Below are 17,296 nucleotides of genomic sequence, written 5' to 3'. Positions count from 1 at the left end.
CTCAACCCCGCCGTCTCAGCCAGGAACCATGCAAACCGTAGCCGTCCTCGACTTCGAAACCACCGGCCTGTCCCCCGCCCAGGGCGACCGCGCCACCGAAATCGCCGTGATCCTGTTGCGCGACGGCGAGATCGTCGACCGCTACCAGAGCCTGATGAACGCCGGGCGGCGCATTCCGTCCGACGTGGTCGCGCTCACCGGCATCACGAACGACATGATCGCGTCGGCGCCGCCGGTGGCCACCGTGATGCGCGAGGCGGCGGCGTTCGTCGGCCGCCATCCCGTGGTGGCCCACAACGCGGCGTTCGACCGGCGCTTCTGGCAATCGGAGCTTGAGCAACTCGGCGAGTCGTCGGCGCACGAATTCGCCTGCACGCTGCTGGTGTCGCGGCGCATCTATCCGCACGCGCAAAGCCACCGGCTGTCGAATCTGGCCGACATGCTGCGCCTGCCGAAAACGGGCCGCGCCCACCGGGCGATGGTCGATGCGGAAATGGCGGGGCACTTGTGGTGCCGTCTGCAACGCGACATGGCGCAGACCTACGGGCTCAGTCGCGTCGATCACGCGCTGATGTCGCGCTTGCAGAAAACCAGCAAGGCGAATGTCGCGACGTTTCTGGGGACGATGGGCGGGCGTTAAAGCGGTTCCGCGAGAGGGTCTTCCAGGGCGGCGATCGGCAGTTCGTTCGACGCGAGGGGCGCGTCGAGTTTCACCACCGAGATGGCCCAGCCTGCCTTGTCGATCTTGGTCGATGCACGTTTGCGCATGGATTCGGTTCGGACGAAATAGAACTGCTCGCCCGCCATGCGTGACAGCTTGGCAAGCGTCGTGTGCATTCGGCGATCAATCGTGCCGATCGGCCGTTCCGATGCCGTCACCTCGGCGGAAATCACCACGCCTTCGCGGCACATGCCGCGCAAATCGGGTTCGGAGCTGTCGCCGGTTTGTCGAGGATTCCAGAACCAGGCAATATCGCCCGCAACGCGGCCATGGGCGAGCAGCCACTCTGCGGCACGGACGATCAGATGTTCGTGCAGGATCTGATTGAGATCTTCATAAACATCCATGCGGAGCCGCCGAAGAATATCGACGCCCGCTTCAGGCGAGTCGCAAGGCGACGCGGCGAGCGAGTGAATCTTCTTCAGCGCCTGCCGTGTATCGGCCAGCACTTTCTGATCGGCTTCTCGAAGTGGCCCGAGTGTGTCCATGTTTGGGAAATTCCCTTGTTTGATTGGTGGTGGCCCGCTTTTCGTCCCCGCCGGCCCGTACCTAGGCGTTCGCATTCCCCATCCGTCGCCACAGCCGCCACGCCAGCGTCACGCCCGCCTCGACGAAATAAAGCAGCACCAGGCCGCCAAACACGAACACGATCAGGTCGAGCGGGCTGAACTCGTGGCCGCCACGACGCCGCACGATGTCGCCGATCTCGGCATACGAGAGCGGGCTGATCGCGAGCAGCCCGCCGATCAGACAGCACAGGGTTCTGACGATACTGCGCCGGGTTGATCGCCACGGCGGAACCAGCGCGCGGCACAGCCCGACGCAGCCCGAGGTGGCCGTCACGAGCGCGGCGACCGATATCACGCAAGGTCCGATCCGATCGTCGCCGGTCGAGCCCAACGCACCGACCAACGTATAACCCGCGAAGATCCACACCCCGATCAGCAGCAGCGCCGACGGCAGGCTGCCGCCCATGCCATACAGGCAGCCCCGGGCGAAGATCACCAGGTCGTGCACGTCTCGACGTGTCATGTCGGTTGGCCCCGGATCGGATTTTTCGTTATTCAAGCCGACCGAGTTCTGTCGGCGGCTTCCCGGCCATCCCTCACGACATCGCGCACACGAAGCTGCTCGCCCGGTTCACATTGCCCCGGCCGACGTAACGCGGAAACCCCGGATAGCGGCACAGCGGCCGGGTGCGGCCGTTGGTGGCCGGCAGGATGTCGGTGGCGAGCAGCGTTTCCGGCGAGATGTCGTGCGACACCCAGCGGTCGAGCGCGCCGAGCATGTCCACCGACGGGATGAACACGCCGTTGCCGTGCTGGAAGCCGGGCGCCATGTAGAAGCGCATGAAGCTGTCGACGCGCGCCTGCCCGTAGCGCGCGACCAGCCCGTCGTAATAGGCGATCGTCTGGTTCGGGCTGATCACCTCGTCGGCCAGCCCCTGCATGGTGATCAGCTTGCCGCCGCGCGCGATGAAGCGCGACAGGTCCGGGTTCATCGCGCCGATTGTCTTCGACAGCGACACGAGCCGCGCCTGGTAGCGCCCCGGGCGCATGACGTCGAACTGGAACGCGTCGAAGGCGGTGTCGCGCGTGACGAAGTAGCGGATATACGCGTCGCCCTGCGCATACAGGTAGCCGTTCTCGTGGAATTCGGGATTCGATTGCGGATGCGGCGAGTGCGCCAGCCCGAGCCCGCTCGTGAAGCGGGTGCCTTGGAACACGTTGTAGCCGCGATAGCCGCCGACGTTCCAGGCGAGCGGGTAGGGCAGGCGCAACCCGTCGCGCAGCAGTTCGAGCGTCGCGAGCTGCGACTCGGTCAGGCAGCCGCCGCTGGCGCTCGCGCCGTGCGCCGTGGTGCCGGAACTGGCGACGATCCCGCTCGCCAGCGGCGCGGCGGAGGCCGACGTGGCCGAAGCCGCCGCCACCGCCGACGCAGGCTGCGCCGGGCAGCGCAGCGAATCGATGATCTCGGGCTCGCGGGCGCGGCACGCTTCGACATCGCTGACGATGCCGTCGGCCACGCCGTCGAGCGCATCGCACACCTGCAGCGTGCGTTCGTACACGCGCTCCAGCAGCCGAGGCGGCACGAAGCCGCCCGGCCTGCGGTATTCGGCATGGCCGAGCGCCACGCCCATCAGGCGCACGCCGGTGAAGTTCAGCGCGGGCGCGTTGGCGATCACGCCGTCGTAGTCGTCGGGGTAGCGCTGGATCACCGTGTACGCCTCGCGCCCGCCGGTGGAGCCGCCCGCGAAGTACATCCTGTCGGGCGAGCGGCCGTAGCCGCGCACGATCAGCGCGCGCGCCACGTCGTGCACCTTCTTCAGATGCGCGTAGCCGAAGTTGGTGACGGCCTCGTCGAGCAGGCCGAAGGTGCCTTCGCCGGGGTTGCCGATATGGCCGGAATCGTCGCCGAACGTGGCGTAGCCCTGCGCGAGCGGGGCGATGTCGGGCGAGAACGGCGTCGGGCCGGTGCCGGTCACCACCACGCCGTTGTAGCCGCCACCGCCGAATTGCAGCGCGCGGCGGTTCCAGCGCGCGGGCAGGTTCAATTCGAAGCGGATGTCGGGCGTGCCGGCCGTGGTCGCGCGGATCACGCCGGTCAGCCGGCAATAGTCGCCATCCTGGTTGCCGACGGCGGTCGCGCCGATCGGCGTGGCGGTCTGCACGATCGCGCCGTCGGTCGGCAGCCCGATACCGCTGGCGGGAATCTGCACGCCGGCCAGGTCGAGGCAATGGCGGGGCTGGGGAGGCTGAGGGGCGAGGTGCTGCGCGGCCGCGGAGGAACTGGCGACGAGTGTCGCGGCGGCGAGGGCGAGTGCGAAGACGATCCGATGAGCGGGGCGCGGGCGCGCCGGATGCTGGTTCATTGCCGCGGACACGGGTTGGTGAGGGAGCGAGGCGTCAATATGACATAGATCAGGGCCAGATTCGACCGCCCAAGGCCGGCGCTGTGGCGCGCGTGCATCGCCCGCTCGCGACCGCCTAGCGCTTCTGCCCGCGCGGCTCCAGCAGGCCGCTGGCCACTTCCACGATCTGCTGCATGGCGCGCTGCAAGTGCTCGCGCAGCAACACGGCGCCGCGCCGCGCATCGCGCGCGCGGCTCAGTTCGATCATTTCGAGGTGCTCGCTGCGGGTGTTCTCGCGGATCGGCACGTTGACCACCTGGAACCGGAAGTAGCGCTCGTTCAGGTCGTTCAGCCGGCGCAGCGTGTCGATCGCCAGATCCAGCCCGGACGGCGCGTAGAGCGTTTCGTGGAAGCGCCAGTTGAGCTGCCCCCAGGTGGTTTCGGTGGCGTGGTCCATCTCGTCGACGATCGCGCTCGCGGCGGCATACGTGGTTTCGTCGGAATGCGCCATCGCGCGCGAGAAGATCCACGGTTCGAGCCGGATGCGGATCTCGAAGGTTTCGCGCACCTCGTCGGCCGAAATCCCGCACACATACGCGCCCTTGTGCGGAAAGATCGTCACGAAACCCTCGCCCTGCAGCCGCGTGATCGCCTCGCGCACCGGCACGCGGCTGATGCCCAACTCGTCGGCCAGCGCCTCCTGGCGCAGCGGGTCGCCCGGCGCGAGTTCGCCGCGCAGGATCTTGCCACGGATGATTTCCACCGCCTGCTCGACGATGGTGGTACGGACCAGCTTGCCGGAAGCGGCGGGGGACGTGGCGGCGCCACGGCGATCGGAAAGGTCTTGCATACGGATGGGGGAGCCTTGAATTCAGACGAAATCATGCCATAGCACCCGGTGCTTGACAGTAAAAATCGACTACAGCATATTGGATACAATAGTCAGTGTTCGATATCCGAGGCGATCGGCGCCTGGTCGAGCGCTGTCAGTCAGCGAGGAATTCCGTCATGCGTTGGAACAGGACATTCACGGTGGTCAACTGCCACGCCGAGGGCGAGGTGGGCAACGTCGTCACGGGCGGCGTGTTCGACGTGCCGGGCGCGACCATGTTCGAGAAGATGATGTACCTGGAGGAGCACCGCGACGACATCCGCCGCATTGCGCTGTTCGAGCCGCGCGGCTCGGCCAACCAGAGCGTAAACATCATCCTGCCGGCCACCGACCCGCGCGCGCAGATGGGCTACGTGATCGCCGAATCGACCGAATACCCGGCGATGTCCGGCTCGAACACGATGTGCGTGGTGACCGTCCTGCTCGAAACCGGCATCCTGCCGATGGTCGAGCCGGTCACGGAACTGGTGCTCGAAGCGCCGGCCGGCCTGATCTCGGTGCGCTGCGAGTGCTCGGGCGGCAAGGTCACCAAGGTCGAATTCACGAACCAGCCGGCGTTCGCCAACCATCTGGACGCAATGATCGAGGTGCCCGGCGTGGGAACGCTGAAGGTGGACGTGGGCTACGGCGGCATGACCTATGTGATCGTCGACGCCGAGGCGCTCGGCTTCGGCGTGACGCCCGACGAGGCGCGCGAATTGTGCGAGCTGGGCCAGATCATCAAGTCGTCGGCGGCCGAGCAACTGCCGTCGCCGCATCCGCTCAATCCGCTGATCAAGGGCATCACGCAGACCGAATTCGTCATGCCGCTGCGCCGCGAGAACGGCGTGCTGACCTCGCGCAACACGGTGATCGTGTCGCCGGGCCGCTGCGACCGCTCGCCGTGCGGCACCGGCACCTCGGCACGCCTCGCGGTGATGCACGCGAAAGGGCAGATCGCGGTGGGCGAGACGTTCGTGCACGAATCGATCATCGGCTCGCGCTTCGAGAGCCGCGTCGAATCCACCACCCTGCTCGGCGACGTGCCGGCGGTGGTGCCGGTGGTGTCGGGGCAGGCCTGGATCAGCGCGATCTCGCAGGTCGGCGTGGACCCGACCGACCGCTTCCAGACCGGTTTCACGCTGTCGGACACCTGGCTGGAGGCGGTGGACGACAAGCTGATCAAGTCCCGCAAGTAAGGTCGCAAATAAGCCTTGCTGCAACGCCGCTCGCGGCGTTGCTTCAGGCGATTTGTTCAGACGATTTGATCAGGAATACGAATGGACGGCGCGCGTTGGCGCCGGCAGTGCCCGCTTTCCCCGATAACCCGATGGCATTCACCCGCAGGACAGGACATGAAAACACTTACCCGCTTGGTTGCAGCATGTGGTCTTTTCGCGGTATCCGTGGCGGCGCTGGCCGACACCACCGTGACGCTCGGCCTGTCCGGCCCGCTGACCGGCGCGCAGGCCGGCAGCGGCAAGGATAACGAGAACGGCGCGAAGCTCGCGATCGCCGATCTGAACGCCCACGGCCTGACGGTCGGCGGCCAGAAGGTGCACCTCGTGCTCGATTCGGAAGACGACCAGGGCGACCCGAAGGTCGGCGTGCAGATCGCGCAGAAGCTGGCCGACAGCCACGCGCTCGCGATCCTCGGGCCGAACAACTCGGGCGTGGCGATTCCGGCCGCGCGCATCTATCAGTCGGCCGGCGTCGCGATCCTGCCGGTGGCGTCCAACCCGGCGCTGACGGCGCAGGGCTACAACACGGTGTTCCGGATCGGCGCGAGCGACGCGCAACTCGGCAGCTCGATGGCCGATTTCGCGCAGGACAAGCTGAAGGCCAAGAAAGTGGCCGTGATCGACGATCGCACCGCCTACGGGCAGGGCATCGCGCAGGAGTTCATCACCGAGGCGAAGCGGATCGGCCTGACGGTGGTGGCGCGCGAGTACACGAATTCGAACGCCGTCGATTTCCGCGCGATCCTGACCAAGCTCAAGGAGCAGGCGCCGGAAGCGATCTTCTACGGCGGCTACGCGGCGCAGGCCGGCCCGATGCTCAAGCAGATGCGTTCGGCCGCGGTGTCGTCGAAGCTGCTCGGTGGCGACGGCATCTGCTCGGCGGAACTGGCGCAACTGGCCGGTGACATGTCGGCCAACGCGTTCTGTGCGCAGGGCGGCTCGTCGATCGAGAAGACCCCGGCCGGGCACGCGTTCGTCGAGCGCTACAAGGCCAGCTATCACACCGAGATGCTGGTGTACGCGTCGAACTTCTACGACGGCGTGATGATGATCGCCAAGGCGATGGAGGCCACCGGCACCACCACCGATCGCGAGAAGATCCGCGCGTATCTGGCCGGCATCAGCTACGACGGCATCGCCGGGCATTACGCGTTCGATGCGAACGGCAACCTGAAGGGTGCGCCTACCACCGTCTACACGTTCCGCAACAACCAGCTCACGCCGTATTGATGGCGTAGCGGCCAAGCCCTGCCGCGACATCGCGCAATCGTCACTAAATCGTCAAGAAATCGCCCCGGTTCTTGACGATTTCTTGAGGACCCCAAAAATAGAATGCGACTGCGAAGACAAATCATTCTTGATGGCGGTGAGCGAGATGGCGGCAGGGGAAGCGGGAATCGAACGAGGCGCGCCCACGCGCCCGGTGCGGCAATGGTTCGGATCGCGTAGCAAATGGTTTTCGAACCGCCTGCTGATGGCGGGTGCGTGTTCGGCCGGGTGCATGGCGGCGCATGCGCAGAGCAGCGTCACGCTGTTCGGCGTGGTGACGGCGGGCGTGTCGTATACGAGCAATGCCGGTGGCAAGTCGCTCGTGCGCGAAACCAGCGGCGATCTGCAAGGCAGCCATTGGGGCTTTGTCGGCAGCGAGCCGTTGAGCGAATCGACGCGGGCCATCTTCCGGCTCGTCAACGGCTTCAACACCAGCACCGGCGCGGCCACGCAGAACAACCGCCTGTTCGGCTATGAATCGTGGGTCGGCCTGGCAGACCGGCGCGCGGGCACGCTCACGGTGGGCCGCCAATACGATTCGGTGGTCGATTTCCTCGCGCCGATCCACAAGCCGGTGGTCGACAACCTGGCCGCGCACGTGTTCGACAACGACAACCTGAATCACGGCTTTCGCGTCAACAACGCCGTGAAGTACAGCTACGGTTCGATGGACACCTGGAAGGTCAGTGCGCTGTACGGTTTCTCGAACGACGCCGGCGCGGCGGCCAACGATCGCGTGGCCAGCGTCGGCGCGGCCTGGAACCTCGGCAGCGTGCGGGTGGCCGCGGCCTGGCTGCGGCTCGACACCGATGCCGGCCCGGCCAATGCCGACGGCGCGGTCACGCTGAGCGACCGCACGTTCGTGGCGCAACGGCAGAGCATCTACGGCGCCGGTGCGCGCTGGCGAGCCGGGCGCGCCACCGTCGACGCGCTCTGGACGCATTCGCAGTTCGATCACCTGCAAACCATCAACGGCATCGGCTCGCTCGGCATCGCCACCGGCGACGCGAGCGCGCACTTCGACAACTTCGAACTGAACGCGCAATACCGCTTCACGGCGGCCTTGAGCACCACGCTCGCGCTGACCTACACGGCCGCGCAGATCACCAGCAAGGCGCAGACGCACCGGCCGAACTGGTTCGAGCCGTCGCTGCTGGTCGACTACAACCTGTCGAAACTGACCGACGTGTACGCCAGCGTGCTGTATCAGCATGCGCACGATGGCGGCTCCGGGCTGACGGCCGACATCAATCGGCAGCCGCTGGCCTCGGGCAACACGCAGATGGTGATCGCGGCCGGCTTGCGCGAACGGTTCTGAATCAGGCGGCGGCCGGCGCGTGACGCGCGTAGACCAGCGCAGCAGCAGCGAGATCCTCCAGCGCCGTGCCCACCGCCTTGAACACGGTGCGCTCGGCCGCGTTCGCGCGTCCTTGCGCCTGCCCGCGGCACAGCGTTTCCAGCGTCGGCCATTGTTCGGGATTCCCGATCACCTTGCGCTCGAGCGGCCCGAGCAGATCGCCCGATTTCTGGAACGCCTCGGGCGTATCGACGAACAGGCTGGCCTGCGCGAAGCAGGCGTCGTCGGCCTCGCGCATGGCCGGCGTGAAGCTGCCGATCAGGTCGAGATGCGAGCCCGGCGCGAGCCATGCGCCGCGCACCACCGGTTCGGTGGCGAGCGTCGCGCAGGTGACCACGTCGGCGCGCGCGAGGCTGGCCGGCAGGTCGTCCACCACGCGCGCCGCGAAGCCCAGCGCGTTCAGGTGCGCGACGAGCCGCACCGAGGCGGCCGGCACCGCATCCCACACGTCCACTTCCTGAATCGGCAGTACCGCGCGATACGCCTCCGGTACGAGGCTGCCGACGCGCCCCGCGCCGAGCAGCGTCATGCGCGCGGCGTCCGGCCGAGCGAGATAGTCGGCCGCCAGCGCCGAGGCCGCGGCGGTGCGGCGCGAGGTGATCTCGTTGCCGTCGAGTTGCGCGAGCGGCGCGCCGGTGCGGCCGTCGTACAGCACGTAGGTGGAATGCAGGCCCGGCAGGCCGAGCGCGGCGTTGCCGGGGAACACGTTGACCGTCTTGATGCCGAGATAGCCGCCGTCCTGCCAGGCCGGCATGATCAGCACGGTGCCGTCGCCGCCCTCGGCGGCGATCTTGTGGTTGTGGCGCAGCGGCACGTGGCAGCCGGCCACGAACATCGCGCGCAGCGCGTCGATCAGCTCGGGGAAGGGCAGCGCATCGCGCGTGGCGGTCGAGTCGAGAATTTTCATGGTTCGGGGCGTTCGATGGTTCGGGAGTTCGGGTTGGGTTTCAGGGCATCACGGGCGGGTGGTACGCGAGCGTCGGCGCGAGCACCCACAACATGAACACCACCAGCGGCACGTGCACGATCAATTGCGTGAACGTGAAGCCGACCACGTCCTTGGCGCGCAGGCCGAGCACGCCGAGCAGCGGCAGCATCCAGAACGGGTTGATCAGGTTCGGCAATGCCTCGGCCGCGTTGTAGACGGTGACGGACCAGCCGAGGTGCACCTGCAGCGCCTTGGCCGCCTCGATCACGTAGGGCGCCTCGATGATCCACTTGCCGCCGCCCGACGGCACGAAGAAGCCGAGCACGGCCGAATACACGCCCATCACGGCGGGAAACGACGCCTGCGACGAGATCGCCACGAAGAAGTGCGCGAGATGTTCCGACAGCGGCAGCCCGCCCGGCGCGGCGGCCTTGGTCAGGATGAACGCGATGCCGCCGTACAGCGGAAACTGGATCAGCACGCCGGCCGTGGACGGCACCGCTTTCGCCACCGCGTTCAGGAAGCGGCGCGGCCGCCAGTTCAGCAGCATGCCGAGCAGGATGAAGACGAAGTTGTAGGTGTTCAGGTTCGAGATCGCCAGCAGCGGGTTCCTGGTGGTGAACTCGTGGCCGATCCACACCAGGCCGAGCAGCACGATCAGGATCGTCACGAGCGGGCTGTATTCGAGCCATTCGCCGGGGCGGCTCGGCTTGTCCAGATGCGTATCGATGTCGTCGAGCGACACGCCCAGGTCCTGCGCCGTGCGCGCGCGCTCGCCGACCGGTGCGGACCACGCCGCGATCAGCAGCGAGACGATCGTCAGCGCGGCCACCATCAGCATCGATTGCGGCAGGAAGATCGTTTCGGAGAACGGAATGACGCCGGTAATGGCGAGCAGCGTTTTCGGCAGGCTGTCGGGGTTCGCCTGCAACTGCGCGGCGGCCGAGCTGAGGCCGAGCGCCCAGGTCGCGCCCATGCCGAGGTAGGCGGCCGCGCCGGCCGCGCGGTAATCCATGCGCAGGCCGGTGCGGCGCGCCAATGCACGGGCCAGCAGGCCGCTGAACACCAGGCTGATCGCCCAGTTGAACAGCGAGGTGCCGATGCTGACGAACGCCACGAACATCACCGCGCCGCGCGCCGTGCGCGGCAGTTGCGCGAGCCGCGCGATCACCTTCGAGGCCGGCGGGGACACCGCCACCACGTAGCCGGAGATCGCCACCACGGCCATCTGCATCGTGAACGGGATCAGGCTCCAGAAGCCGTCGCCGAACGCGATGCCCACCCGCTGGGCCGGCGCGCCGACCGCCAGCGCGCCCAGCGCGACGACGATCACGGCGATCGCCGCGAAGATATACGCATCGGGAAACCAGCGTTCGGCCCAGCGCGTGACGCGCGCGGCCAGCCGTTCCAGCGTGTTGCCGTTAGCCGTGGCGGCCTCGGGCGGTGTCGCTCGTGCGAGCTTGTCCATGGTGAATTCCCCCTTGCGTGGTTTTGGCTGTGTGGTTGCGGTGGTGTGCTTGTTCGGCGGTGCTGGCGTACTTACGCCTCCAGAACCAGATCCGACAGCGGGATCGCCTGGCAGGCGAAGCACATGTCGGGTTCGTCGGGCGCGTGCCCCGACAGGTGATCGGTGCTGCCGCGCGCCACCCGCACCGCGCAGCTTTCGCACTGGCCGACGCGGCAGCCGCTGGGCAGCGCAACGCCGAGGCCTTCGGCGAACGCCAGCAGGCTGCCGTGCGCGGGCGTCCAGCGCGCGGTGCGGTTCGAGCGCGCGAACGTGATCGTGAAGCTCTGCGAAGCATCGCCGCGCGGCATGGCCGGCGAGCGGAACGCTTCCTTGAAGATGTCGAACGCGGGCACGCCGCGTGCGGTGAGGCCGTCGATGATCGCGCTCATCATCGGCTCGGGGCCGCACAGGTAGAAGCGCGCGCGGCGCTCGATCAGCGCGGCGTCCACCACGCCGGCATCGAGATAGCCGGTGCGCTGGTAGTCGAGTCCGGCGATGTCGATGACGGGCCGCGGATGCGCGTAGCAATCGATCACGCGCAGCGTTGGCAGCGCCTCGCGCAACGCGTCGATGCGCTGCCGGAACGCATGCGCCGCGCCGTGGCGGTTGGCGTAGAACAGCCACACCTCGGGCAGGGCGCGCCGCGCGCCGGCCTGCGCCAGCGATTCCAGATACGACACGAACGGCGTGATGCCGATGCCGCCGGCGAACAGCACCACCGGCTGGCGCGAATGCAGCGGCAGCACGAACGTGCCGCCGGGCGCGCGCAACTGCACGGCGTCGCCCACGGCGAGCGCGCGATGAATGTGGCTCGACATCGCGCCGTGTTCCTGGTGGCGCACCGAGATCGTGTAGCTGCGGCGGCCCGCCTGTTGCGCCGCGCCGACCAGCGAATAGGCGCGCGTCGTGCCGCGCTCGCCGAGCCCGGCGACATGCACCGTGACGTGCTGCCCCGGCCGGTAGTCGGGCAGCGCGCCGCCGTCGCGCGCGGCGAACGTCACGGTGCGCACGCCTTCGGCTTCGTCCTGCAGGTGCGTCACCACGAAATCGCGCCAGCCGCTCCACGCGCGGCGCTCGCGCTCGAACGCCGGATCGGCTTGCAGGTCGCAGGCCAGCGCGCGCATCGGCATCGAGCCGGACAGCGGATCGTATTGCCGGCCCGACACCAGGTTGCTGAAGTTGCTGTTGAGCGGGCCGCGCGCGTCGAAGCCCGCGTGGCCGAGTTCGTCGCAGGCCTGCCACCAGCCGTATTCGGCGATCAGCACGTCGTCGGCCAGCGCCGGCTCCACGCGCGCGACGAAACGCGCGGCGCCGTGCTCGGTGCGCAGCACCACCCAGTCGTCGTTGACGATGCCCTTGCGCGCGGCCAGCGTGGCGCTGATCTCGACCAGCGGATAGGGCGCGCGCTTGCGCAGGCGCGTCACGCCGCGATGCTGGCTGTGGCAGTAATAGCCGTTCTTGGTCGAGGTCAGCACGTACGGGTAGGCCTCGCGATCCAGGCGGGCCTCGGCGGCGAGGCCGGCCGGCGGCACGTAGGCCGGCACGGGCGGGTAGCCGTGGCGCAGCAGCTTCTCCGAATACAGCTCCACGCGCAGCGTTTCGGTGCGAAAGCCGCGCGGCCCGTCGGCGCCGGGTTGCGCGTATTGCCGTTCGCGCTGCGCGAGCGGGCGCGCGATGCCTTCGGGGTGCGCGCGCAGCGTGGCCACGTCGAGGCCGAGCGGCGCGAGCATGTGGTTCCAGCCGGCCTCGATGCTGCCGCCGAAGAACGCCTCGCCCATGCCGAGCCGCGTGGCCAGCGCGAACACGATGTCGTAGTCGGCGCGGCTTTCGCCGCGCGGCGCGACCATGCGCTGGCGCAGTTGCACCAGTTCCACCGCGCGCTCGTCGATCTCGAAACCGATCCGCAGCCCCTCGCGTTCCCACGGCGTGTTGATCGGCAGGAAGATGTCGGCGTAGCGCGACGACGGCGTTTCGTACAGATCGCAGTGCACATGAAATTCGAGCCGACTCAGCGCCGCGTGGGCCGTTTGCGCGTCGGGCTGCGACACCAGCAGGTTGGTGCCGAACGCGAACAGCGCGCGCACCTTGTACGGCTCGCCGTCGAGCATCGCGCGGTACATGTCGCGCGCGGTCACCCAGCCCTGCGCGGGCGGGCCGAGCGGACGCTCGTCGAGGCCCAGCGCCTTGGCGCGCTGTTGCGGCGGGCACAGCGCATAGGTGCTCACCGCGTTCGACGGCTGCTTGACGTACTCGCGGTTCGCGCCGCGCCGGTCGAACGCGCCGGTCAGCGCATAGAGCGTGGCGATGGCGCGCTCGGTCTGCGTCGCGTTGGTGTGCTGGCCCACGCCCGACCACGCGTGATAGGCGATGCGGGCGCCCGGCGCGAGCAGCGCGGCGGCGCGTTCGAGCGCGTCCGGCGGCACGCCGGTGAGCGCCTCGACATGCTCGGGCGTGAACGCGTCGAGCGCGCGCACATAGCAGGCGAAGGCCGGCTCGCACGGGATCGACGCCACCGCGTAGGTGCCGTCGAGCGCGAAATCGGCCGGCGTGGTGGCGGCTTCCTCGCCGAGCGCTTCGGCGCGGCCTTGCCTGGCGTTCCAGATCACATGGCGGTTGGCCGCCGCGTGCGGATCGAGATCGCGCTCGCGCAGGAACCGGCCGGTGTCGCGGCGCACCAGCAGCGGCGCGTTGGTCCAGGTGCGCACGAACGCGTCGTCGTAGGCGCCGTTGGCGATCAGTTGCCGCGCGATGCCCATCGCCAGCGCCGCGTCGGTGCCGGGTTGCACGCGCAGCCACACGTCGGCCTCGCGGGCCAGCGCGGTCGGGCGCGGGTCGACCACGATCAGCTTCGCGCCGTTGCGGCGGCCCGCGGCGATCGCGTCGGCCTGCGCGAGCCAGGTATTGGCCGGGTTGGTGCCCCACAGCAGGATCACCTCGGCGTGCCGGTAATCGGCGGTGGGCATGCCGCAGCCGAACGTGAACGCGTGCGCCACGTCCTTGTGCCAGTTGCAGATTTCCGTCGCGTAGCAGATATTCGGGCTGCCGTACGACCAGATGAAGCGCTCGACCCAGTCGATGCTGTCGCTCATCGGCGTGCCGCTCGGGGTGGTCACGCCGAACGCCACCGATTCCGCGCCGTGCTCGCGGCGCAGGCTGCCGAGCTTGTCGGCGATCGCGTCGAGCGCCTCGTCCCAGCCGATCCGCACCCAGCCGGGGTCGGCCGCATCCTTCGGGGCGGTACGGCGCATCGGATGCAGCACGCGGTGCGGGCTGTGCACCAGTTCCGGCGCGGATTTGCCTTTCAGGCACATCGCGTGGCCGGTGGGGTGCTCGCGGTCGGGGCGAACTTCGGTCAACTGATCGCCGCGCACGACATTGATCGTGCCGCAGCGCGACCGGCAGAGCGTGCAGTAGCCCTTCTTTTCGTGCGTGGGAGGTGCGGTATCGGGTTCCATGCGACGATCCTACGAAACCACAAACGCCGCCAAATTCATCTTTTTGATCCGGCAATATCGGTTTTTTCAATATCTCGACGCCGGGAGCGCACCATGCCGAGACAGATCACGCTGCGCCAGATCGACTACTTCGTATCGGTGGCCGATACCGGGCAGATCTCGCAATCGTCGAATCTGTGCAACGTCTCGCAGTCGTCGATGACGATCGCCTTGCAGAACCTGGAGGACGCGGTGGGCGTGCCGCTGCTGTCGCGCCACGCCAAGGGCGTGCGCCTGACCGACGCCGGCATGCGCTTCCTGCGCCACGTGCAGCAGGCCCGCCAGTCGGTCGACGAAGCCGTGGTGGCGGCGCAGGAGGAACCGGGGCAGATCGCCGGCCTGGCGCGGATCGGCATGACGGAAACCATTTCTGCCTATCTATTGCCGGCCATCATGTCGGTCGTCACGCGCCGGTTCCGCAACCTCCAGGTGGAGGTGGTCGAACGCGACCGCGAGACCATCGAACAGCAATTAATCGAAGGAGAACTGGACGCGGCGCTGTTGCTGGTGTCGAATACGGCTCTCCACGACGATTTGAAGGGCGAGACGATGATCCGCTCGCCGCGCCGCCTGTGGACGCCGCCCGATCACCCGCTGCTCGAAGCGCAGCGCGTCACGCTCGAAGATGTCGCCCAAGAGAATTTCCTGCTGCTCGACATGGACGAGCACGTCCAGACGGTTGCCCGCTATTGGGGCAAGTTCGGCGTCGCGCCGCGCGTGCGCATGCAGAGCAAGTCGATCGAGGCCGTGCGCAGCCTGGTGGCGCTCGGCGAGGGCGTGACGATCCTGTCGGACCTGGTCTACCGGCCGTGGTCGCTGGAAGGCAGCCGCATCAGCCGGCGCGACCTGAGCGTCGAGGTGCCGACCATGGATGTCGGCGCGGTGTGGCGTCGCGACGCGGTGCCGAGCCGCCAGGTGCGGGTGCTGCTGGATCTGTTCCGCTCGTGGAAACGAACCGGCCCATAGGCTTGTGCGGATGGCCGCCGGGCCGGGCAGGGTGCATCATGTCGGTCTGTGTACCGGTATCGAACGATTGAATTGACGAAAGATGAAGAAAGCAAAACCCAAACTGACTCGCCAGGATGCCGAACGCCTTTTTGCCGGGCTGCCGGGCGCCGGCCTGAGCACCGGCACCAGCACGCGTTCGGCGAGCAAGCCGGTCAACCCGTTTGGCCCGAGCCCGATGTCCACCAACCCGCTCGCGCCGGTTCAGCGGCCTGACGACGAAAGCCGCCTCTGGAAAGACAACCTGATCACGCTGCCGATCGCGATCGAATTGCCGGCCGGCTATACGTCGGTGTCGCAGGTGCATGCCGCGATCGTGCGTGCCTGGCGCGTGCGGTGGGTGCGCGAGGCCGGCCATGAGGTGGTGGCCGAGTTCCCCGAGGGCTGGAAAGCCGTGCGCCCGCCCTCCGGCCCGATCGAGCTGCGCGATGCGTCGAACGCCGTGCGCGCCGTGTACGGCTGGTCCGAGGATGCCGAGGTACGCATTTTCACGCGCTACCAGGTCGAAACCCAGTCGAACAGTTCGAGCGGCATGGGCAGCCTGCTGATTCGCGACCGCGCGACCGGCAAGATCCTCGAACGCTCGTCGATCTGGTCGGCCATGACCGGCAACCGGCACCCCGAGTGGCAGCGCCTGTCGGGCTGGCTCGCCGAGCATTTCCCGCAACACCGCGATCCGTTCCGCTACTGGGACGATTGCGAAGCCGGCGCGGCCGAGAGCGCCCAGCCGGCCTGATTCTCTCCGGCGTTGCCGGACAACCCATGGCTTGAAACGCCCGAGGCATTGCCGGCCTGCGGGTTTTTTATTGCCGGTGTCGATGCACCGGGATGACGAGCTTGCCGTATCCGCTTGTGTGCCCTCGACAATTACGCTGTAATAGCGCGCATTCCGTTTTGTGCCGCGATTCAGCGTCACCGGATTATCAGAAAATCAAACGAATCGCATGCGCCCGGAAATGTTTTGCCGCCGGGCCCATGAAGTTTCGATGAAAAGGCGCGGCGCGTTCAATCAAGCACGGATCGCCGCTCGGGGGTAGTCCGGAATCCGCTCGCCCATACGGGACGGGCTCTCCCGCGCGCGTGGGATCGATATCGGATCGATATCGGGCCGATGCTTCGCGTCGTTCGCTGTCTGTAAAACAGCCTGGAACCTGGAGAGAACCGATGTCGAAGCTTGCCAATCAATTCCGTAACAAGCGCGAGAAGCCGTATCACTGGGCGATGCTGATCTGCGGCGTGTTGTTATGGTTTGCCATTTACGTATCCGTCGTCGCGGCGATGGACAGTCCGAAACACCGGCCCTTCGCGGTGATGTTCGTGCAATACGCGATCATGTTCGGCATTTTCCATTGGCTGGCCGGCGCCGCGTATCGCGCCACCGCCTACGGCAACATGGTGCTGATCGGCCCGAAGCAGTTTCCGCGCTTGCACGCGATGGTGGTGGAGGCCTCGGAGGCGATCGGCCTGGCCGTGCCGCCCGAAACCTTCATCTACAACTCGAACGGCGTGTTCAATGCGTTCGCGCGGCGGCTGTTCGGCGGCGGGCGGTATGTGTTCCTGACGTCGGCGCTGGTGGAGGCGAACGACGACGCGCAGGTGCGCTTCGTGATCGGCCATGAAATCGGCCATCACGCGGCCGGCCACCTGAACCCGTGGCTCAACATGATCAAGCTGCCGGCCCATGTGGTGCCGTTCCTCGGCAAGGCCTATTCGCGCTCGCGCGAATATACGTGCGACCGGATCGGCACCTATCTGGCGAAGGATGCGGCGTCCTCGCGCAGCGCGTTGCAGATGCTCGGCTGCGGCTGCCGCCGCCTGAACGCCGAGATGGATTGCGAGGCGTTCATCGCGCAGGAGCGGATGGTGCCGCCGATATTCGGCTTCCTGACCGAAATCAACCGCTCGCATCCGCGCCTGACGCGCCGGGTCGCCGCCATCAACGCCGATGTCGCCGGGCGCGGCTATGCCGCCGCGTCACAGCAAACGCGAGCGCAGGCCGGGTTCGATCGCGAGCCGTCGCTGCACGCCGGCCTCGACTGAGCCACGCCCGCC

General features: G+C 67.6%; 14 protein-coding genes. 7 read left to right on the top strand and 7 right to left on the bottom strand.

The window, feature by feature from the left end:
- Positions 1-28: 28 nt before the first annotated feature.
- A complete protein-coding gene (locus ACYP33_RS07290) occupies positions 29-640 on the top strand; it encodes a 3'-5' exonuclease (protein ID WP_459620683.1) in 612 nt (203 codons plus the stop codon).
- On the opposite strand, the gene ACYP33_RS07285 is transcribed toward ACYP33_RS07290, so the two are convergent.
- From ACYP33_RS07285 to ACYP33_RS07270, 4 genes are all read right to left on the bottom strand, one after another.
- Entirely contained in the window at positions 637-1,209 is a 573-nt protein-coding gene (locus tag ACYP33_RS07285; RefSeq protein ID WP_459620681.1) for a hypothetical protein, read from the bottom strand. The genes ACYP33_RS07290 and ACYP33_RS07285 overlap by 4 nt on opposite strands.
- Positions 1,210-1,270: 61 nt before the next feature.
- On the bottom strand, positions 1,271-1,753 hold the full coding sequence (locus ACYP33_RS07280) for a hypothetical protein (RefSeq protein WP_459620679.1): 483 nt from the start codon (positions 1,751-1,753) through the stop codon (positions 1,271-1,273).
- 73 nt (positions 1,754-1,826) lie between these two features.
- Positions 1,827-3,593, bottom strand: a complete 1,767-nt coding sequence (locus ACYP33_RS07275; protein WP_459620677.1) for a tannase/feruloyl esterase family alpha/beta hydrolase — start codon at positions 3,591-3,593, stop codon at positions 1,827-1,829.
- A gap of 115 nt (positions 3,594-3,708) precedes the next feature.
- On the bottom strand, positions 3,709-4,422 hold the full coding sequence (locus tag ACYP33_RS07270; RefSeq protein WP_414444432.1) for a GntR family transcriptional regulator: 714 nt from the start codon (positions 4,420-4,422) through the stop codon (positions 3,709-3,711).
- A 158-nt stretch (positions 4,423-4,580) separates the two neighbouring features.
- Here ACYP33_RS07270 and ACYP33_RS07265 point away from each other — a divergent pair, with 158 nt between their 5' ends.
- The 3 genes from ACYP33_RS07265 to ACYP33_RS07255 all read left to right on the top strand — a co-directional run bounded on the left by ACYP33_RS07265 (position 4,581) and on the right by ACYP33_RS07255 (position 8,271).
- A complete protein-coding gene (locus tag ACYP33_RS07265; RefSeq protein WP_414449981.1) occupies positions 4,581-5,642 on the top strand; it encodes a proline racemase family protein in 1,062 nt (353 codons plus the stop codon).
- Between the two features lie 156 nt (positions 5,643-5,798).
- Positions 5,799-6,914: a branched-chain amino acid ABC transporter substrate-binding protein gene (locus ACYP33_RS07260; protein WP_414449980.1), complete on the top strand. Its 1,116-nt coding sequence runs from the start codon at positions 5,799-5,801 to the stop codon at positions 6,912-6,914.
- Positions 6,915-7,044: 130 nt separating this feature from the next.
- Entirely contained in the window at positions 7,045-8,271 is a 1,227-nt protein-coding gene (locus ACYP33_RS07255) for a porin (protein ID WP_459621068.1), read from the top strand.
- A 1-nt stretch (position 8,272) separates the two neighbouring features.
- On the opposite strand, the gene lhpI is transcribed toward ACYP33_RS07255, so the two are convergent.
- From lhpI to ACYP33_RS07240, 3 genes are all read right to left on the bottom strand, one after another.
- The gene (gene lhpI / locus ACYP33_RS07250; protein WP_459620674.1) at positions 8,273-9,217 is read right to left on the bottom strand and encodes a bifunctional Delta(1)-pyrroline-2-carboxylate/Delta(1)-piperideine-2-carboxylate reductase; all 945 of its coding nucleotides are present in this window, start codon (positions 9,215-9,217) and stop codon (positions 8,273-8,275) included.
- A gap of 40 nt (positions 9,218-9,257) precedes the next feature.
- Positions 9,258-10,706: a short-chain fatty acid transporter gene (locus ACYP33_RS07245; RefSeq protein ID WP_459620672.1), complete on the bottom strand. Its 1,449-nt coding sequence runs from the start codon at positions 10,704-10,706 to the stop codon at positions 9,258-9,260.
- A gap of 71 nt (positions 10,707-10,777) precedes the next feature.
- Positions 10,778-14,200: a molybdopterin-dependent oxidoreductase gene (locus ACYP33_RS07240; RefSeq protein WP_459620670.1), complete on the bottom strand. Its 3,423-nt coding sequence runs from the start codon at positions 14,198-14,200 to the stop codon at positions 10,778-10,780.
- 93 nt (positions 14,201-14,293) lie between these two features.
- Between ACYP33_RS07240 and ACYP33_RS07235 the strand changes: the two genes are divergently transcribed.
- The 3 genes from ACYP33_RS07235 to ACYP33_RS07225 all read left to right on the top strand — a co-directional run bounded on the left by ACYP33_RS07235 (position 14,294) and on the right by ACYP33_RS07225 (position 17,284).
- Positions 14,294-15,205, top strand: coding sequence for a LysR family transcriptional regulator (locus ACYP33_RS07235; RefSeq protein WP_414444439.1), 912 nt, complete (start codon positions 14,294-14,296; stop codon positions 15,203-15,205).
- A gap of 82 nt (positions 15,206-15,287) precedes the next feature.
- Positions 15,288-15,980, top strand: coding sequence for a hypothetical protein (locus ACYP33_RS07230; RefSeq protein ID WP_459620668.1), 693 nt, complete (start codon positions 15,288-15,290; stop codon positions 15,978-15,980).
- Between the two features lie 428 nt (positions 15,981-16,408).
- Entirely contained in the window at positions 16,409-17,284 is an 876-nt protein-coding gene (locus ACYP33_RS07225; protein ID WP_459620666.1) for a M48 family metallopeptidase, read from the top strand.
- The last annotated feature ends 12 nt before the right edge of the window (positions 17,285-17,296 follow it).

This window comes from Burkholderia sp. 3C, from assembly GCF_054589155.1.
This window is presented reverse-complemented; position numbering and strand designations above follow the sequence as displayed.